At 44.7% G+C, this 19,727-nt stretch carries 20 protein-coding genes; 18 read left to right on the top strand and 2 right to left on the bottom strand.

Annotation, left to right across the window (positions count from 1 at the left end):
* Positions 1-3: 3 nt before the first annotated feature.
* From ACYVH9_RS27145 to ACYVH9_RS27060, 18 genes are all read left to right on the top strand, one after another.
* Positions 4-819 (top strand): nucleotide-diphospho-sugar transferase, encoded by an 816-nt coding sequence (locus ACYVH9_RS27145; RefSeq protein WP_460639578.1) that lies wholly within the window; start codon positions 4-6, stop codon positions 817-819.
* Between the two features lie 383 nt (positions 820-1,202).
* Positions 1,203-2,276, top strand: coding sequence for a glycosyltransferase (locus ACYVH9_RS27140; RefSeq protein WP_460639577.1), 1,074 nt, complete (start codon positions 1,203-1,205; stop codon positions 2,274-2,276).
* 26 nt (positions 2,277-2,302) lie between these two features.
* Positions 2,303-3,007 carry a GNAT family N-acetyltransferase gene (locus tag ACYVH9_RS27135; RefSeq protein ID WP_460639655.1) on the top strand — a complete coding sequence of 235 codons (705 nt, stop codon included), beginning with the start codon at positions 2,303-2,305 and terminating at the stop codon, positions 3,005-3,007.
* Positions 3,004-4,182, top strand: coding sequence for a dTDP-4-amino-4,6-dideoxygalactose transaminase (gene rffA, locus ACYVH9_RS27130; protein WP_460639576.1), 1,179 nt, complete (start codon positions 3,004-3,006; stop codon positions 4,180-4,182). The genes ACYVH9_RS27135 and rffA overlap by 4 nt, the downstream gene beginning before the upstream one ends.
* Positions 4,151-4,990, top strand: coding sequence for a glycosyltransferase family 2 protein (locus ACYVH9_RS27125; protein ID WP_460639575.1), 840 nt, complete (start codon positions 4,151-4,153; stop codon positions 4,988-4,990). The genes rffA and ACYVH9_RS27125 overlap by 32 nt, the downstream gene beginning before the upstream one ends.
* The gene (locus ACYVH9_RS27120; protein ID WP_460639574.1) at positions 4,990-5,943 is read left to right on the top strand and encodes a glycosyltransferase family 2 protein; all 954 of its coding nucleotides are present in this window, start codon (positions 4,990-4,992) and stop codon (positions 5,941-5,943) included. The genes ACYVH9_RS27125 and ACYVH9_RS27120 overlap by 1 nt, the downstream gene beginning before the upstream one ends.
* The gene (locus ACYVH9_RS27115) at positions 5,940-7,061 is read left to right on the top strand and encodes a glycosyltransferase family 4 protein (RefSeq protein ID WP_460639573.1); all 1,122 of its coding nucleotides are present in this window, start codon (positions 5,940-5,942) and stop codon (positions 7,059-7,061) included. Before ACYVH9_RS27120 ends, ACYVH9_RS27115 begins: the two co-directional genes overlap by 4 nt.
* Positions 7,054-8,469 carry a glycosyltransferase family 39 protein gene (locus tag ACYVH9_RS27110; protein WP_460639572.1) on the top strand — a complete coding sequence of 472 codons (1,416 nt, stop codon included), beginning with the start codon at positions 7,054-7,056 and terminating at the stop codon, positions 8,467-8,469. The genes ACYVH9_RS27115 and ACYVH9_RS27110 overlap by 8 nt, the downstream gene beginning before the upstream one ends.
* A 56-nt stretch (positions 8,470-8,525) precedes the next feature.
* Complete coding sequence (locus ACYVH9_RS27105) at positions 8,526-9,410, top strand: glycosyltransferase (RefSeq protein ID WP_460639571.1); 885 nt, start codon at positions 8,526-8,528, stop codon at positions 9,408-9,410.
* Positions 9,407-10,036 carry an imidazole glycerol phosphate synthase subunit HisH gene (gene hisH / locus ACYVH9_RS27100; protein ID WP_460639570.1) on the top strand — a complete coding sequence of 210 codons (630 nt, stop codon included), beginning with the start codon at positions 9,407-9,409 and terminating at the stop codon, positions 10,034-10,036. The genes ACYVH9_RS27105 and hisH overlap by 4 nt, the downstream gene beginning before the upstream one ends.
* Positions 10,037-10,089: 53 nt before the next feature.
* Positions 10,090-10,860: an AglZ/HisF2 family acetamidino modification protein gene (locus ACYVH9_RS27095; RefSeq protein WP_460639569.1), complete on the top strand. Its 771-nt coding sequence runs from the start codon at positions 10,090-10,092 to the stop codon at positions 10,858-10,860.
* A gap of 40 nt (positions 10,861-10,900) precedes the next feature.
* Positions 10,901-12,058 carry an N-acetyl sugar amidotransferase gene (locus tag ACYVH9_RS27090; RefSeq protein ID WP_460639568.1) on the top strand — a complete coding sequence of 386 codons (1,158 nt, stop codon included), beginning with the start codon at positions 10,901-10,903 and terminating at the stop codon, positions 12,056-12,058.
* Positions 12,058-13,164: a hypothetical protein gene (locus ACYVH9_RS27085; RefSeq protein WP_460639567.1), complete on the top strand. Its 1,107-nt coding sequence runs from the start codon at positions 12,058-12,060 to the stop codon at positions 13,162-13,164. The genes ACYVH9_RS27090 and ACYVH9_RS27085 overlap by 1 nt, the downstream gene beginning before the upstream one ends.
* Before the next feature lie 65 nt (positions 13,165-13,229).
* Positions 13,230-13,640, top strand: coding sequence for a VanZ family protein (locus tag ACYVH9_RS27080; protein WP_460639566.1), 411 nt, complete (start codon positions 13,230-13,232; stop codon positions 13,638-13,640).
* Positions 13,641-13,648: 8 nt separating this feature from the next.
* Entirely contained in the window at positions 13,649-14,806 is a 1,158-nt protein-coding gene (gene wecB, locus ACYVH9_RS27075) for a non-hydrolyzing UDP-N-acetylglucosamine 2-epimerase (protein WP_460639565.1), read from the top strand.
* 165 nt (positions 14,807-14,971) lie between these two features.
* Positions 14,972-16,432, top strand: a complete 1,461-nt coding sequence (locus ACYVH9_RS27070; protein ID WP_460639564.1) for a capsule assembly Wzi family protein — start codon at positions 14,972-14,974, stop codon at positions 16,430-16,432.
* A 27-nt stretch (positions 16,433-16,459) separates the two neighbouring features.
* Positions 16,460-17,128, top strand: a complete 669-nt coding sequence (locus tag ACYVH9_RS27065; RefSeq protein WP_460639563.1) for a hypothetical protein — start codon at positions 16,460-16,462, stop codon at positions 17,126-17,128.
* A 300-nt stretch (positions 17,129-17,428) separates the two neighbouring features.
* Complete coding sequence (locus ACYVH9_RS27060) at positions 17,429-17,962, top strand: Rad52/Rad22 family DNA repair protein (protein ID WP_460639562.1); 534 nt, start codon at positions 17,429-17,431, stop codon at positions 17,960-17,962.
* A gap of 174 nt (positions 17,963-18,136) precedes the next feature.
* Here ACYVH9_RS27060 and ACYVH9_RS27055 read toward each other — a convergent pair whose 3' ends face one another.
* Both ACYVH9_RS27055 and ACYVH9_RS27050 read right to left on the bottom strand, forming a co-directional pair.
* The gene (locus tag ACYVH9_RS27055) at positions 18,137-18,976 is read right to left on the bottom strand and encodes an FtsZ/tubulin family protein (protein ID WP_460639561.1); all 840 of its coding nucleotides are present in this window, start codon (positions 18,974-18,976) and stop codon (positions 18,137-18,139) included.
* 206 nt (positions 18,977-19,182) lie between these two features.
* A complete protein-coding gene (locus ACYVH9_RS27050) occupies positions 19,183-19,572 on the bottom strand; it encodes a T9SS type A sorting domain-containing protein (RefSeq protein WP_460639560.1) in 390 nt (129 codons plus the stop codon).
* Between the last annotated feature and the right edge of the window lie 155 nt (positions 19,573-19,727).

The raw sequence follows: 19,727 nt of genomic DNA, 5'->3' as shown, positions 1-19,727 counted from the left end.
TTTGTGGCTGCCGATGGGGCACGGTCCACTAAGCCAGCAGATATAGAGCGGTGCCGCGCTGCGCGTTCAATAATTGAACAGGTGGATTGGCCATGTGCGGTTCAGACTTTGTTCAGGACCGAAAATCGAGGTTGTGGACGTGGGCCAGCCGAGGCTATCACCTGGTTTTTTGAGCAAGTTGAAGAAGGAATTATTCTGGAAGATGATTGTTTACCTGATCCCAGTTTTTTTTCCTATTGTCAGGCATTGCTGGAGAAATACCGGCACGATGAACAAGTTTATATGATAAGTGGTACTAACGCCCTCAAGAAGTGGAGGCCTTACAAGTCGTCCTACTTTTTCAGTTATATGGGCCATAGCCTTGGTTGGGCTTCCTGGCGCCGAGCCTGGGCCGCCTTTGATTACGACATGCGCGGTTGGTCCACCGAAACCGGTAAGCAAAAGGTTCTTTCTACGCTCTCGTCACCCCTGTATTTTAACCATTTTAGCGGTGAATTTACCAAGTATCAATTAAGCCGGCCCGACGATGTATGGGATTTTCAATGGTTATTTGCCCGTTGGTCCAACGGCGGACAAACAATTGTTCCTGCCGTTAACCTGATTACGAACATTGGATTTCATGCAGATGCTACGCACTCATTCAATGAGACCGATTTGCGGGCTAACCTTCCTCGCTATGAAATACCGTTTCCCCTTGTTCACCCATCCCATCGAATCGATAAACTGTTCGACTGGTGTGTATTTGAGCGGTTTGTGAATCCGCAACGAAGACCATTCTGGAAAAAAGTATTGCTGAAGGTAATAAAGCTCATAAGTTGAAATAAAGCACAATAGAAGGCTTCCGCAACCGGAACGGCTTTCCAGGGGCTGCTTCCTGATTCGCGGCAGTCAGGTTTCGGTCTGTAAAGGAAAATTGTTCAGGGATAAAATTAGTTGAAAACGTCTTTTTCGATAGGGCAGGTTTCTGGTATCCTGTTAATAACTAAGTTCTTGGCTATTGAATGGGCCAAATAGCTGACGTAAGATGTATGGTTCTTCCGAACAAAGTAGTACTTAATTTATCCGCTTTAGATTATGGTGGGGCTGGTAGGTTCGCAGTAGACTTCAACCGGCTGCTGGTGGAGAATGGGTTATCATCGTACTTGGTGGTTAAAGACTGTAGAACAGATGGCCAGAATGTTATTGCCTACCCGGATAGACCGATGGACAACCTGTTTGGAAAGTTCTGGCGCAGGCATTATAAGCAAAAACGACCCGACGATTTATTTGCGTATGATTACTACTTCTACAATCGATATGAGACATTGTCGGTCGTGTCGGCACGAACTATATTGGCTTTGCTACCCCAAAAGCCGGACGTTATTTTTATTCATTGGGTGACGGATTTTATTAATGCCGAGGTCATGCACGAGTTAAAACGACTGACGAATGCTACGCTTTACTGGCTTGTCATTGATAACTCCCCTTTGACCGGGGGCTGTCACTATCCCTGGTCTTGTGAAGGGTATAAACATAGCTGCTCGTCCTGCCCCGCCATTCTAGCCGAACCGCTCAAGAAACTTGCTGAGCAAACGTTAGCGTATAAGCAGAAATACATACCCCTTGATCTGCGACTGATTACCTTTTCGCAAAAAGACTATGCCCGGGCCAAACAATCAACGCTCTTCCGTAATAAATCAGTGTTGAAGTGGCTGGGTTTTGTGGATGACGAGATATTCAAGCCGGGCAACCAAACCGTGGCCCGACAGCAGTTTGACTTGTCGGCAAATCAGCCGGTATTGTTTTTTGGAGCGGCTTCATTGAAAGAAAAACGGAAAGGAATGCAGTTGTTACTCGATGCGCTGGCGCTCAACCCAATTGACAATTGTGTGCTTTTGATGGCGGGTGACTTTCCCACGGAGCATTTGCCCACCAATGTCAAAAAGCTGGGATATCTGAATGATACCGAGCTGGTACTGGCCTATCAGGCTGCTGATGCATTCATCTGTCCATCCCTGGAAGACTCCGGCCCGATGATGATCAACCAAGCTCTAATGTGCGGAACTCCGGTAGTAGCCTTCGATACGGGTGTTGCGCAGGACTTAGTGATAACCGGCCAAACAGGCTACCGGGCCCAATTAGGCGATGCTCAGGATCTGGCCCAGGGCATAGTTTATATCCTCAATCAAAGTGCAGAAAGCCGGACTACTCTCCGAAAGCATTGCCGTACCCTGGCCTATAAATCATACGGCCGCGCAGCGTTTTCGGATCGTTTGCAAGAGGTACTAACTACTTAACCGAGCGCTGTTTGAAGGTGTCAACGATGAACCCTGTCTTTCTGGAGTGGGATAGTCAATTTTTCGGATTTAAAATTGGTCAGCTTACTCAAATACATGCTCAACACCTTACGGAAGTGCTAGAAGTGGCTCGTAAGCAGCACTATAAGCTACTCTATGTCTTTACTGATGTTGAGGTAGCGATACCTGAGCAGACACTGCAAACCTACAACGGACGGTTTGTCGATCATAAACGCACCTATGAAAGAGAGCTGATCAGCAAAAGTGTACCACTGGCAACGTCCGTTCGATTGTTCCAAGCAAATGATGACATTCACCAACTGTACAAGTTGGCTTATCAGAGTGGCGGATTTTCACGATTTAAAATCGACCCGGCTTTTGGGGAAGCAAGGTTTCAGGAACTATACAGGCAGTGGATTGACCGCTCTGTTGCCGGGGGAATAGCAGATGCCGTGTTTGTCTGGAAAACGGCGGGTTTCGTCAACGGATTGATTACAGTCAAGCAAAAAGGAAACACCGGCGTAATTGGGCTACTGGCCACCGATGCGCACCACCGGAAACAAGGCATTGGTACAGGCTTACTCACTCAAGTGGAGCAGTACGCCTTCAATGCAAATTTGACCCGGCTGGAAGTAACCACGCAGGGGGCGAATGTACTAGCCTGTCAGTTCTACGAAAAAAAGCAGTTTGTGGTGAAGAGCGAGACAAACGTATATCATTTCTGGCTGTGAGTAAGTATAGGATTCCATTTAACAAACCCTTTCTTTCCGGGCGGGAAACACGCTACATTACGGAAGCGGTGAAATCGGGAAAGATTTCTGGAAATGGACTCTATACGCAAAAGTGCCATACTTTTTTTACGAAGCGGTACGGATTTGCTAAAGTGCTTTTAACAACTTCCTGTACCGATGCTTTGGAGATGGCAGCCATCCTAAGCGATATCCAGCCGGGTGATGAGGTGATCATTCCTTCTTACACCTTTGTTTCAACCGCCCTGGCTTTTGTCAGGCAAGGCGCGACAATCGTTTTTGCCGATAGCGGTTCCGACAATCCAAACTTGGACGCAGATCGACTGGAGTCGCTTATTACATGCCGTACAAAAGTCATTGTACCCGTTCATTATGCGGGTGTGGCATGCGATATGGATAAAATTATGAATCTCGCGGACCGATACAATTTACTGGTGGTTGAAGATGCGGCCCAAGCCATTGATTCCTATTACAAAGGTCGCCCGCTCGGGGCAATTGGCCACTTAGCTGCCTTTTCATTTCACGAAACAAAAAATATAATAGCAGGTGAAGGTGGCATGCTCGTCATAAATGACAAACGGTTTCTGAAACGAGCAGAAATAATTTGGGAAAAAGGTACGAATCGTAGTGAGTTTTTCAGAGGGGAGGTCAATAAATATGGGTGGGTTGATACCGGTTCATCTTTTCTTCCTTCAGAAATCATATCGGCCTTTTTGTATGCCCAGGTAGAGCAAATGGATTTAATTCAACGCCAGAGAATACGTTTATGGAACTACTATTACCAAGCGTTGTTGCCCCTGGCGCTGGCCGGTTGCTTTCGATTGCCGTTTATTCCTGGCTACTCAACAAACAATGCCCATCTGTTCTATTTGATTTGCCACACAACAGGTGATCGTGAATACCTCATCGGTGCCTTAAAAGAACAGGGTATACTAGCCGTATTTCACTATTTAAGTTTACACAAAAGCCCGTATTACAATTCTAAATACAATGGGCCAGAATTGCCCCAGGCGGACCGATATACGGATTGTCTGGTTCGACTGCCTTTATACTACGAACTGACGTTTTCAGAGATTGATCAAATTGTAGCTGTAATCACTCATGTTTATCAATTGAAATACCGTGTTGAAACTGTCTATCATAACGATCAATCTTAACAACGCTAGCGGTTTATCAAGAACGATTGAAAGCGTTTTAAGCCAGACTTCAAGTGAGGTTGAATTTATTGTGATTGATGGAGGGTCAACGGATGGCAGTACAGAACTACTTAGACAGTATCAGGACAAAATTGACTACTGGATTAGTGAGCCTGATCACGGTATATACCATGCTATGAATAAAGGAATTAGACTGGCGAAAGGGGTCTATTGTCAGTTTCTGAATTCGGGTGATTATCTAGCAAGTCCCGATGTCATTGAAAGAATGCTGGATAATATACCAGATGCTGGTGTTGTCATTGGAAACCTGCTCCTTATTGAACGGGATGGGAAGGTGAGAAGGGATAAGGGCACGACGAATGATATTTCTTTTTTAACGTTTTATCGAGGGACGCTGAACCACTCCTCAGCATTTATTAAGCGGGAACTGTTTGATCTGTACGGGCTCTACGATGAAACGTTAAGGGTTGTTTCTGACTGGAAGTTTTACCTGATAGTTGTGGGCATACATAATGAGAAGGTCATTCATCGCAATATTGATGTGTCTTATTTTAAGTTAGATGGAATAAGTACTAGCCAGATTGGGTTATTACAGGAAGAACGAAGGAAAGTGTTAAATGATTTAGTGCCAAAAGGTATATTACTGGATTATGACCGTTATTGGTTTGATATAGAGCAAATGAATCGTTTGAAAAAAAACTCATTTATTAGATTATCGATCTACTTTTTGGAAAGATTTATTTTTAAAGTAGAGGCTTTTGTGAAAAATTATAGAACGTTATTTAATCAAGTCGATAAGTCGTTGTAGTGATATCTGTTATTATTCCCTTATATAACAAAGCTGATTATATTAAAAAATCAGTTCAATCTGTCCTTCAGCAATCCTTTCGTTATTTTGAATTGGTCATCGTTAATGATGGATCGACCGATAACAGTCTAAATGAACTACTAAATTTTACTGACAGTAGAATTTCTATTATCAGTCAAGAAAATGCTGGCGTTTCAGTGGCTAGGAATAATGGCGTAAAGAAAGCAAAATACGATTTCATTGCCTTTCTGGATGCCGATGATTGGTGGGATCCGCACTATTTGGAAGAAATGTTTAGTCTTATACGTGATTTTCCTGAAGCCTCAGTTTTTGGATGCCAATACTATTGGGTTAAAGGAGAAACGTTTACACCTTCGGTTAACCCATATGTAAAAGGGTTTAGAGGATATATTGATTATGTTAAAGCGTATATACATGCCTGGTGGATGCCGCTTTCTTCCATATCTGTTGTCATTGATAAAGCCACTTTTCAGAAACTCGGTGGATTTAAAGAAGAATTGAAATTTGGAGAAGATTTTGATCTTTGGATTCGGTTTGCATTGTACTATAAAGTTGCTTATTTCAATAAACCTCTTGCTTATTATAACCAAAATGTTTCATCAACCTCACGAGCTTTAGGTAATGATAAGCTTTATAATCCTAAAAATCATTTTATCTTTAACTTAACGTTTCTTCGCACTTTTGAAGAAAGTTCGAGCGAATTGAAATGTTTGTTAGATGGCTTACGGGTACGCAACCTTACTTCTTATTATACGTCGCAACTTTATATATCAGAAGTTAACCAAGTATTAGGAGAAGTTGTTTTTCAAAAACAACCATTTTTTTTTCAACTTGTATATAGTTCTCCTATTTGGTTCGTTCGTTCATTGTTTAGACTTAAATTTATCGGTTCGCATGTTAAACAAACTCTAAAGAAAGTTCTAGCGAGATGAAAGTCGCTTATATGCTGGGGGGACTTGACCGAGGTGGATTAGAAACAATGCTATTGGATACCATCCGGCAAATAAACCCGGCACAAATAGAAGGTCTGGTTATTTATCGCAAGGATGGTGCGTTAAAAGATGAATTTACGAAAACCGGTATTTCACTTATCCATTTACCATTTCGAATCCCATTTAGCTTTACTTATTTTTACCAACTTCGGAAAATACTTCGTTCACATCATGTGCAAATAGTTCACGCCCAACTTCCGTTCGATGCCTTTCTTGCCTACTGGGCCTGCTTTGGGACGAGTATTCGGGTGATATTAAGTGTTCATGGATATGATTTTGGTTACAACTTCTTAACCCGTTGCTTGGTAAAGTTTATCTTGTTGTATTCTCACTTAAATATATATGTAAGTGAGAGTTTAAAATCATACTACATTTCTACCTATTCATTAGGAATTTCCGAACGTCAACAAGTTGTTTATAATGGTGTAGATTTTACCAGGTTAGATAGGGTTGAATCTCCCGGAGGAATTAGAAAAGAATTAGGAATTCCGTCCAATGTATTAGTAATGGGTTGCATCGGGAATTTTGTTCCCGTTCGAGATCACCTACTCATCTGCCATTTTTTGAACAAATTAAAAGAAATACCGGTTGATTTTCACTTTATTTTCGCCGGTGCCCGTAATTCCAACTTGCCGCATTTATATGATGACTGCGTTAACTTTTGTCAATTAAATAACCTGCTGGATCGCGTTCATTTTATTGGGTCGCGCCGGGATATACCAGTTATATTAAATGATATAGATGCTTTTGTGTACGCAAGCAACCACGACACCTTTGGCATTGCTGTGGTTGAGGCCATGTCGGTTGGTAAGCCTGTTTTTGTAAATGATTGGTCAGCAATGATGGAGATCACGGAAAATGGCCGTTTCGCCCAGCTTTATAAAACAGAAGATAGTTTAGACCTTTTGAAAAAAATTGAATACTTTCTAGATAACCGCGAATTTGTAGAAAATATTGCTCAAGAGAACAACGCGTATATTCGCGATAAATATTCTATAAATACCCATATTAATAAATTGATACAAACTTACACGTCCTTGTTGCATTTAAATGAATAATTCCACGATCAGATATATTCCATTTTATTTTACTCGAAAAGGATTATTGACCTTTTTTTTTATTGTTGTTTTTTTATCTGTTCTGTTTATTCAGCAAGTATTGCCCTTACAATGGACTCTATTTGGTTTTGTTGTAACCTTACTTTTTTTCTACTATACTTCTAAAATATCTGCCCTCTGGTTAAATATTTCAAATGAAAAGTTTTCAAGAAAATTGCTTTACACTGCCTTCGCTATTAGATTATTTTGGGTTGTATTAAGTTATTTCTATTTTATATGGTCTACCGGAAAACCCTTTGAGTTCTTAACCGCTGATGCTTTAGGGTATCATAATGAGGCCATTTGGCTCGTTGGCCTGCTTCGAGATGGTAAATTTGACCTGTATTTAAATTATATTGGTTCAAATTATGCGGATATGGGCTATCCCTTTTACCTTGGCATCTTATATTATTTGTTTGGGGATGGTGTAATAGTACCACGAATTTTAAAAGCTGCGTTAAGTTCTTATACCTGTCTGTTGGTTTATTACATTGGACGCAATAATTTCAACGAGTCTGTTGGTCGAATGGCTGGTGTTTTAACGATGCTGGTGCCAAACCTTATTTATTATTGTGGTATTCACGTGAAGGAAACGGAAATGGTTTTCCTGACGGTTTGCTTTATTTATCTGGCGGATCGATTTATCCGTGAGCCTACCGTGTATTTCGGTACGGTTGCTGGCCTCATTTTAGCGGGAGGCTCACTATTCTTCTTTCGAACGGTATTAGCGGGTTGTCTGATTGGATCGGTGGCTATGGCGACGTTTTTGACTTCCAGTCGAATTTCAACAAGAAATAAACGGTTCTTGCTCATTATGTTGCTTGTAATGGTCGTTTTTCTTATTTATTCAACGTCTCTGGGGCAGCGGATTGATGAATATTGGACAACTGGCGATCAGAACCTTACCTCACAAATGGATAATTTTGCTACGAGGCAGGGCGCGAATCGGCTCGCTCGCTACGGATCGAAAAGCCTTTTTTTACCAATTATGTTGATAGCCCCTTTCCCGACGCTGGTCAATATTCCTGAACAGCAAAATGCAATGATGTTAGGTGGGCCTATTTTTACCCGCAATGTTTACGCTTTTTTCGTTATCATCGGGCTTTGGGCTCTTTATAAACAGAAAAAAATACGGGAACATATTCTGTTATTGGCCGTGCTTTTCTCCTATATTTTTGTGCTCGCTTCCAGTGGGTTTGCTTTATCGGAGCGTTTTCATTTACCCCTTATACCGTTCCTGCTGATTCTGGCGGCTTATGGTGTTTCCCAGCTTAACCAACGGAATAAAAAATATTACGTTCCTTATCTATTCTTGGTGTCGGTTATCATTATCGGCTGGAATTGGTTTAAACTAGCAGGTCGGTCGTAGGTATCGTGCGTATACTTGTCGTATGTAGTGGCAATGCACCACGTTTCGATGTCCGATTGCATCAGGCGTTTGTTTATGACCAGGTGGAGGCACTAAAACAGCTAGACCCTACGCTGCAGTTTGATTACTTTTTCATTCGTGGAAAAGGGATCCCGGGGTATCTTTCATCCTTCAGTAAGCTGGTTGATCAACTACAGACTTGTTCGTATGACGGGATTCATGCCCATGTAACGATGTCTGCGCTATTGGCAAATCTCCAGCGGAGTGTGCCTGTCATTACAACCTTTCATGGCTCCGACATAAACGTGCTTCCGGTACGGATTATTTCGCTTCTTGTGGAATTACTCAGTTATCGAACCATCTACATAAGCCCTCATCTTTTCACCAAAGCAATTTATGCGCGGAGCGGTAAAGCAGCCATAATACCCTGTGGTGTCGATTTTGACTTATTTAAACCCCGTCTTAAATCGGTAAGCCGGCAACAGCTGGGTTTGGTAAAGACAAAGAAATACGTGCTGTTTTCGTCGTGCTTCACCAATACCGTTAAAAATTATCCATTAGCGAAGGCGGCTGTTGCGATGCTGGAAGGTGATGTTGAACTGCTGGAACTGAAAAACTATTCTCGTGAGCAAGTGGCATTGCTGTTGACGGCGGTCGATGTGGCCCTGTTGACTTCGCATTCGGAAGGCTCTCCGCAATTCATTAAAGAAGCACTGGCCTGCAATTGTCCGGTTGTATCCACCCGGGTTGGCGATGTTGAGTTGGTTTTAAGCCCCATTGCCGGTTGTTACCTCACATCGCATGATCCTGCTGATGTCGCAGACAAATTAAGGACCGTACTGAAAAACCCTGAACCGATCGCTTCGCGGGAATTAGTTAGGCGTTTTGACAATCGGCTCATTGCTCAACAAGTGCGTGACGTTTATCAACAATTGCTATGAGTGCGCAAACCGATCTTGTCATCATCGACTATGGCATGGGAAATCTACGTTCGGTCCAGAAAAAATTTGATCGGCTGGAGGGCCGTGTCCGGGTTTCATCGGATCGCCAGGAGATTGCCCATGCCGATAAACTGGTGCTTCCTGGGGTTGGACATTTTGCCAACGGGGTCAAAAAATTAAAAGAATCAGGTATTTGGGACGTGTTGAATCAGAAGGTACTCGTTGAGAAAACACCCATACTGGGTATCTGTTTAGGAATGCAATTAATGGCGCGATTTAGTGAAGAAGGAAATACCGCGGGGTTTGGCTGGCTGGATGCGGAGGTGATCCGGTTTCGTGTGCATGATGCATTGACCCATAAGGTTCCGCACATGGGTTGGAATACGGGTGAGCGGGCCAAGCAGTCCGACCTGTTGGCTACTATACCCGATCAGGCGCTTTTTTATTTTGTCCATTCGTATCACATGGTTTGCCGGCAGCCGCAGGATATACTCACCATGACCACCTATTCGTATCCATTTGTATCGGCGGTTGAGAAAGCCAATATCTATGGTACCCAATTCCATCCCGAAAAAAGCCACGATTGGGGAGAAAGAGTCATGGCCAATTTTATGGCCATGGATTAGAAGCAGGCTTCCTGCTCAAATACCGCACTACTCCGTCGCTACATTGTTCTAGCATGTTCAGACCACGTGTTATTCCACTATTGCTCGTCCGCAACAAAGGGCTGGTAAAGTCGGTCAACTACAGAGACTATACCTATATCGGTGATCCGATTAATGCGGTAAAGATATTCAATGACCTCCGGGCCGACGAGTTGGTACTGTTGGATATTCTGGCAACCCGGGAAGGGCGCTGCATCGATCTTGAGTTTGTCCGGCAGGTTGGCGACGAGGCTAACATGCCGTTCGCGGTAGGGGGAGGGATTCGGCGGATTGATGAGATACGAAAACTAATTAATGCCGGCGCGGAGAAAGTAATCATTAACTCGTCCGCCATCAATAAACCGGCTTTTATTAAAGAAGCATCGGAAGAGTTTGGCTGTTCAACCATTGTGGTCTCCATCGATGTCAGGAAGAAGTTTTTAGGGAAGCAGCAGGTTTACGCCGAAGGGGGAAGCCGAGCTACTGGACTTGATCCTGTTGGCTGGGCGCAGCAAATGGAAGCCAATGGCGCCGGCGAATTGATCGTATCCTCCATCGCGCATGAGGGGATGATGCAGGGGTATGATCTAAAATTGATCCAAGAACTGGCGGCTGCCGTTCGTATACCGGTGGTGGCTTCGGGTGGGGCAGGATGCTTAGCCGATTTAAAACTGGCTGTCCAGACAGCCAATGCGTCGGCCGTAGCGGCTGGTTCGCTGTTTGTGTATCATGGTCCCCGAAAGGCGGTTTTGGTCAATTACCCGAAAAATGAGGAGCTTCTAGCCTTATTTGCCAATCGTAACTAATCTTCTTACCCCCATAGGAATTGGGGTTTTCAAAGTCATCATGAAAATTTGTGCAAAAGGCGTGTGGGATGAGACCATCCCCGGGATTGCCTTCGATGAGGACGGTGTATCGAACTTCTGTAGGCTACAGGAGAAGATGATGGCCGATTACCCCCGAGGAAAACAGGGGCAGGACGACTGGGGGAAGTTGGTCACTGAAATGAAAGCGGCTGGTAAAAAAAGGCGCTACGATTGCATAGTTGGCGTCAGTGGGGGAGTTGATAGTTCTTATTTGCTGCATCTGATTCACCAGTACGGTCTTCGTCCACTAGCGGTTAATTTAGATAATGGCTTTAACAGCGAAACGGCTGTTCAAAACATTTATAAGGTAACATCGAAACTCGGCATTGATCTGGAGACCTACGTAATCAATTATGAAGAAATAAAAGATTTACTTCGGGCGTACATGAAAGCGGGAGTGCCTTGGATCGATACGCCCACCGATTTGGCAATAAAAGCTGCGATGTACAAAGTGGCGCGTTCGGAGGGAATTCGGTATATTCTGCGGGGGAACGATTTTCGGTCGGAGGGCAAACAACCCAAAGAGTGGACATATGCTGACGCGAAGCAATTACGGTTTATTCACAAGCGGTTTGGCTCCGGTATTGCCCTTAAAACCTATCCCTTACTAACCTTATTTACACTAATCTATTCGGGCCTGGTTCGAAGAATTAGGGATATTCGACCGTACTATTATCTGGACTATAAAAAGCAGGATGCCAAGCGGCTGATGATGGATGTCTATGACTGGAAAGATTATGGCGGCCATCACCACGAAAATTTATTTACCAAGTTTTCTATGGCTTATTGGCTTCCCCGAAAATTTGGAATTGATAAGCGAAAAATCAACTTGTCGGCGCAGGTACTTAGCCAGGCCATAACCCGTAAAGAAGCGTTAGCTCAGCTGCAACAACCTTTTTCCACCGATTCGGATTTAGAGCTAACCAGAGCGTATATACAGAAGAAATTAGCGCTCTCCGATCAGGAATTTGAACAGATCTGGGCCGCATCAGCCAAACAAACATTCGATTATCCGTCACATTATGACCTGATTTTTGGATCAATTGGACGGCTTCGCCCGCTTTTGAAAAAACTGTATGCCTTCACGCCCCTGTCTGTTTCGGCGAGCGCTGTTCTGGATACCAAACCACGGCATTGATGAAGTTTTTATTTTACTTTGGTCATCCCGCTCAGTACCTTTTTGTACGGGAAACAATCAAACAGCTCTCGGCTGCACATCAGGTTACCATCCTGATAAAAACAAAGGATGTGTTAGAAGATTTGATTCGAGAAGATGGACTGCCGTACACCAACATTTTAAGTAAGCCGCGGGGCTCAACGCATTGGATGATCATTTTGAGCTACCTCAAACGGCTACTGGTCATTATTCCCATCATCCTGCGAAACCGCTTTACCCTATTGATTGGTACCGATGCCACCATTGCCCAGTTGGGGAAAGTATTTGGGATCAATCGAATCACGATTCTTGAGGACGATTATGAAGTAATAAAAAGCCTGGCTCAAATAACGTATCCGCTCACGCAGACGATTCTTTGCCCGGAGGTATGCCAGGTTGGCCCCTGGACGTCCAAAAAAGTTGGGTATAAGGGCTACATGAAACTGGGGTATTTACATCCGGCGGTTTTCAAGCCTGACCCCCAAACTCCGGCGAAGTATCAGTTGAGCAATCCGTATGTATTAATTCGGTTGGCCCGCTTAACTGCCTACCATGACGTTGGAAAACGAGGTATTGATTTAGCCTTGTTAAAGCGAATCATCAGCCTGGTAGAAGCCAAAGGGTATGCCGTTAAAATCTCCAGCGAAGATGGGTTGGGTGAATACTTCAAGGATTATATACTCAGGCCCGATCCCAGGGATATGCATCATTTATTGGCTCATTCGGCTCTTTTGATCTGTGATAGCCAAAGTATGAGCGTAGAAGCAGCCATGCTTGGGGTGCCCTCCATACGGTATAGTGACTTCTCTGGTAAAATATCAGTATTGGAAGAATTGGAACATACCTATCAGTTAACCTATGGTATTCTGCCGGGGCGAGAAACCGAATTATTATCCAGGATCTCAGAAGTAATGGAGCGTTCAGCCAATGATTTTTTACAAAGAAGGAATAGAATGTTGAATGAAAAAATAAATGTAACGCCATTCCTGGTATGGTTTTTAGAAAACTATCCGGCCAGTGTAAAAACGCTAAAAGCAAATCCTGCCTATCAGGATCGATTTATAGTTCATGCCGTTGCTGAAGTTTAAGTTACTTGCTTTTGTTAGAGTGTAACCTTTTGGTAGCATTTTGTTGAGTAAAATTTGGGCAATTAATGGTTGAGATTTCTAATCTGGCTAAAATAGCTACCTGGATTTATACTGGATTGATCCTTTTGGTCGTAATGTTGCCACTGAATGGAGATGGGCAACATTTAGGTAAGATCAATGATAACTATGTACTACAAATTCGGTTGGATTATCTAGCACATTTTCTGCTGTTTGTGCCTTGGGTAGTACTCCTCGCGTATGGCTATAGAATACCTCATAGAGGCAGCATATGGATTGGGCTGTCGTATGTGCCCGCTTTGACCTTTGCGCTTTCTTGCGAATTATTACAACGGTTTTTGCCCTACCGTACTTTTAATGTCAATGATTTAGTAGCCAATTTCTTGGGTGTTACACTCGGTTATTTATTGGTTGGTTTTTGGGCAAGGTTAACCAAAAAAGCGCAGCGGGTTACGTAAACTTCAATATGCTTACACTGCTCACTATTATTGGTGCCCGGCCGCAGATTATCAAGGCGGCTGCCATTAGCCGTGCTGTGAAAAATAAATTTTCCTCTTGTATTCGTGACATTATTGTACATACTGGTCAGCATTATGATGCGCAAATGTCCGATGTGTTTTTCAATGAGTTGAAAATTCCAAAGCCGGATTATAACCTGAACGTTGGCTCCGGAAATCACGGAGTACAAACCGCAAAAATGATTATTGGAATAGAAGAGATATTGGAGATAGAAAGACCCCACTTTCTAATTCTATATGGAGATACTAACTCAACGATAGCAGCTGCTATAGCCGCTTCTAAATTGGATATCCCCATCGTTCATATTGAAGCGGGGTTACGATCATATAACAAAAGAATGCCTGAAGAAATAAATAGGGTGGTGAGTGATCATGTCGCGACCTATCTGTTTCCACCGACTGAAACTGGTTTTAAGAATCTAATCCTTGAGGGCTTTAAAACCGATACCAAGCCACCCTATACCATCAATAAGCCCGGAATCTTCAATGTGGGGGATGTAATGTACGATAATACATTGTTTTTTAGTGGTGTAGCGGAGCAAGAAACATCCATTCTTGAACAGTATACTCTTAAAGCAGATGGCTATGTTCTGGCCACCTTGCACCGAAATTCTAACACGGACGATGCGGCTCGACTGAAGGCTTTGTTTCGGTCGTTTCAGCGAATCGTAGAAACGTTTGCTACCAAGGTTGTGCTACCCCTTCACCCCCGTACGGTTAAACAGATGGAGTTACTATTGGACGCCGAACACCTTCAGAGCATTAAAAACCATACACAAATTTTATTGATTCCGCCGGTTTCCTTTCTCGAAATGATTCAATTGGAAAAAAACGCCCACCTGATTCTCACCGATTCAGGGGGAGTACAGAAAGAGGCTTACTTTTTAAACAAACCGTGTATCATCATGCGGCCCGAAACGGAATGGGTGGAAATTGTGGAAAGTGGGGCTGCAATTCTATGCAATGCTGATGAAAACCGTATTCTTCAAGCGTATGAATATTTCGAAAATAAACCTGCCATCACTTTTCAGCCCTTTTACGGAGACGGTCGCGCGGCCGAAAGAATACTAAAAATCCTGATGGACTATCATCCTTCCAAAGAATGATTCCTGCCCTCTATACGATCTTGTTGAGTAAATGACCTGGTTTGTCGTTTACACCAAATTGCGATCTGAAAAGCTATTCATCACTGAAGGAGAGATAGAAAAGTTGAACAACGGCTAGTTCAGCAATCCCTTTTGTCTACCAATAATCGAATTTACCTACCAATTATGAAGACGACTCATCCGCTCTTCCTTGTTATTGTGTGCTGTTGCCTAGTTGTATCTTCAGCCGTAAAGGCTCAGCGTCCGAAGAGGCCACTTTATTCCGTTGAAGCGGGAACCTTTCTGGCGACGCAGGGCACGAATCCCTTCTGGATACGGTCGAATGAGTTTGGTGAAATTCCGCTGAATTCACAGGGATTTACTATTCGGGCTCAGGCGAAAAAAGAGTATGACAGTGTGTTTACGAAAAAATTTTCCTACGGATACGGTGCCCGGGCTGTACTTAATGTGGGCAAAACTAACCAGGTTTTGTTGGCTGAACTGTACGGCAAGATTCGTTACGGTATCTTTGAATTTTCCGCCGGAAGGCGCCGGGAAATCCAGGGATTAGCTGACTCGAGTTTAAGTGCTGGCTCTTACATTTGGTCGGGAAACGCCCTACCGCTGCCTAAAGTAGAGGTCAGCATCCCGAAGTATACCCGAATTATGAAAAACGGGTTAATCGCTGTAAAAGGGAATTTTGCACATGGCTGGTTTGGGGCGGCAGATTCAATGAAAAACTATTATTTGCACCAGAAAAGTTTTTACCTGCGGATCGGCAAACCCGACTGGCGATTTAAATTTTATGGCGGGTTTAATCACCAGGTGCAATGGGGCGGGACACTTTTGTATCCACGTATAGACCGGGGCGTTCAAATAACAAAGTACGGTAGCGATCTGGAATCCTATCTGTACGTAGTCACCGCTAAATCCTTGTATACGGGGGATTTGGTGATTCGGAATGGAAAAGCATCAGCGGAGGGAGGAAACCGGGTTGGCAACCATCTGGGCACCTTCGACATTGGCCTGGAATATGAAAATTCGTCTGCCAAATGGTTTTTGTATCGTCAATCCATCTACGAAGATGGTTCACTCTATTATTTGAACAACATCGCCGACGGCTTGCTGGGCCTTTCCGTCAGTCGCAAACAGGCTGATCGGGGGGTGTTGCGGGTAGTATTGGAATACCTGAACACCACCAGCCAGGGTGGCCCCTACACATCCAGCGCTGGGGGCGATGACCGGTTGCGGGGACGTGATAACTATTTCAATAATGGACGCTACATAGACGGGTGGACGTACAAGGGGCAAACCATCGGCACCCCGTTTATCATGCCCTTACGCTACACCACGGGGCTTCCCCAAAATTTGGCCGCTAATCCTAACCTCATCGTTAACAACCGTATACGAGCGTTCATGGTCGCCGTTAGAAGCCAAGTAAGTAAGTTTGATTTGATAACGCGGATTTCGGTAAGCGAAAATTTAGGCAGCTACGATATTCCATTAAAGTATAATCAAACCTCCCTACAACAACAGGTTGTTTATGCGCTGAATAACTACACGATCAAGGCGACTGTTGCGTATGACAACGGCGGTTTGCTGAAACAAAATTTTGGGGCCAGCCTGCTGGCAAAGCGGTCTTTCTGAAAAGTTTTCATTTTATAGCCTACCTTGATGAAACTACTTGTATCCATCCTACTGTGGGGGTTATCGGTTCCTACCTTCGCGCAATTTTCTACATTTAACTGGCCTGGAAGTGAACATGCAGTTTCTGCTGCAGGTATTCAGGTGGCAAGAGGTGATTTTGCTGCAATTGCTCCAACAAAATCCCAACCCACTAGCGCGGCCGTTTTGGCGGACGATTCACTCTGGTCGAAACGGAATTTCTTTACAACAACCATCCACAGTAAAGCCGGAAAGCTGTCGAATACTACCCTTAGGGAAATGTTTCAGGCTGCGCCAAAAACACTGGTAAAATACCGTTGGGGGCAAATTTTACAACCCGTTGGTCCGTTGGTTTCTCTCGCTGGCGTTGCTGTTGCGTACAATGGGCTTAAGGGCCACAAAGAGATTTCCTACGTTCGTGGTCCTCGCACTCCAACAAATGCGAACCCTTCCGATGTAAAGGTTGAATACACCGTTCGTAGTTTGCCCAAAATTCTCGGCGGACTAGGGCTTTTTGTAAGTGGTATTTGTTTGTTTGAGCTTTCCCATGAACTGATCGCCAAATCAGCCAGGCAATTTACCGTACGTTACAGCTACAGTAATAAACGCATGCCTCCGAAACTAGTTAAATTGGGGTTGACGACGAGTGGAAATTTGGGCCTTGAAGCCCAATTCTAATTAGCCCAGTAAGCAATTGCTCGCAAAGAAAGTATCAGAACGCCACTGTCGGGCAATGCTATTAAGAGATGGTGAATGCCCGGGCTTCAGTTTCCCACGCCCCATTCCCTCATCATTCAAAACCGGAAATTTCATCGGGAGTTAACAGGGCAATAAAAGCTATATTGATGTCACTTGTGACTGATCACTTCGAATAGCCGGACAAGACCGTCCGGCTATTTTTTTTGCATAAAATCCACCTTATCCTGCTATGAGAGATCGATTTTGCCCTATTTTTTGTTGAATAGGAAACAACCTACTATGGACATTACCAAACTAACTGCCCCGCTGCGGGCCGAGGAGATTGAATGGCGCGTGCAGCAGCAAATTGAAGCCAAAAATGGCAAACCCGCCAAGTTGATTGTGGTTCCCTACATCACCAATCGTTGTGTGATGGAGCGCTTTGATGAGCAATTTGGCTGGGCCAACTGGAGCAATGAGGTCAGAGAAATTGATGGCGGTTTTCTGTGTAGTATTACCGTGACATTACCAACTGGCGAAAAGGTCAGTAAAACCGATGGGGCAGGCCGTACGGCCGTGGAACCGCTCAAAGGAGGTATATCTGATTCCATGAAACGGGCGGCTGTTCATTTTGGTTTGGGCCGTGGGTTGTATTCCTTTCCTAAAGTGTTTATTGAGGTGGAGGGCAAATACATTCCTGAATGGGCGAACCGCCTGCTCGATGCTTTGGTGGACTCTATCAACAGTGGGAAGCCGCAACGGGATGTGATTGTATTGAAAGAAGACCATGTTCGGCGGTTGCAACCACCTCAACCGGTCCGATCGGCGGCCTGAACGCTAAGCCCGGTATTTACCGGGCTTTTTTGTGTTCTCTCGATAGCAATTTCATAAACGCTTTCTGGCGATCTTAACGGTCATCCTACACGAATCGGACGGGTTGCGCTTTTTCGTTTATTTTCCGGGCAATCCGATGAATTGCGTTTCCATCGAAGGTGAATGTGGAGAAAGTTATTCCAGGGGTGCCCAAAGCAACAAGGTCAATTGAAGAGTGCTGTTCAGCGAAGGGTCAGTTGCGTAGCCGACTTTAAATACGTTTGCCGGGGCGGTAAATAGAGCGGTGAACCCTTTGGTAATGGTCACCTGTTCCCGCATTAAGGTTGGATACTCGGGGCTGCTACTTAGTTGAAGCAAGACCCGATTCACCCGCGATGCGTCAAAATTTTCCACCGTGAGCTGATCCAGCACTTTGGACAAAAGTTCTTCACTGCGGTTGGTTCCAGCGGCTTGCTGCCGAACAACAGCGGCACGGCCCCGGCCCCGTAAGACGTGTCGTACATCATAATAGTCTACAGAACCCAGGGTTTGGGTGCAAATATCCAGTATACCTTCCAGCGCCACCGTGAGCTGAGAAAGCAGGTACTCATGGCTTCTTTTCGGAGCTTCAAAAACCAGCAGGCCCTGGCAAATATCGGCCAGGGAAGAAATCGGGGCTGACAAGGTGGAGTCAATGGCCTGAGAAAGCGCCAGAACCCCAATACAGGGTTGGTCTACCGCTTGCAAAAAGCGGGCGGTGGCCAGAACGGTTTGTAACGTCGCTTCGTCATGGACTTGGGCGATCACAAAAACGAGCTTGGCGGTTTTAACCAATGGAGAAAGTGACTCTGTCCAGTGGGTATCGGAAGCGTTCAGGGGAAGCAGAATTTTCTCCCGAATACGCGAGGCCTGGAGTGAATTCAGATCGCTCAGACAGGCGACGGCCGTTAAGTCGGGCAGACCCCGATCGGTCAAATGGTCCAATACCTGCACACCCGCGGGTCCGATTCCAATGATTGTAAAAGAGGTTTCCATGTTGGTAGGGCTGGAAAACCGAAAATTACGGTTTTTAGCCGAAGTCAGAATATAGCTTCGGCTGTAAAATAAAAATAATACTTAGGGTCAATACCCTTCATGACCCTGCTGTTCCAAACACCAAAACGGCTCACCCTAGGGTAAGCCGTTTGGCGGAGAATCATCAAGTTTGTTGTTACTGTTCCAGAGGGGAAGGTAAGTTCGAATTAGTGAATAGCAACCAGGCGGGGAGTGGCCACCGGCTGCTGAGTAGCCAGCGTCACTTCTTTGGTGGTCGTTTCTACACCATTGCTGACCACCACCTGGTAGACTCCGTCGGGCAGGTGGCTGACATCCATCCGGAAGCGAACCGCCTGTTGGCGTTTTGCCATTCGTTGGCTAAAGACTTCTTCGCCTTTTGCATTGCGCAGCTGCACCAGGATCGGGCTGGTGGTCTCTTTCTGAATGGCAACCTGCAACTTGCCTTGGGTAGTAGTGTAAATGCCGGTCTGGAAAGCGGCCGCTTTCTTGGGATGGTTGGGATTGGCGTTGGCTGGGTTGAAGCTGGCAGCGGTAATAGCAAAAGCGAGGATCAGGGTATTGACGAAGGCTTTCATGGCGTATGTTGTTTAGAGTTGTCTTCCTGTTTGATTGAGTCAAAGGTCGGCTGTTTGGCGGGCAAAGCCTGTCACAAATGAGTCAACTCCTGGTACTTTTGGGAAACATCGCTAAAATCTTTGTCTGCCGGGAGAAAAATGGGCTTACAAGTAGG

This window comes from Larkinella harenae (assembly GCF_054780515.1).
Note: the sequence above shows the minus strand (reverse complement) of the source record. Positions and strands in the feature narration are given on the sequence as shown.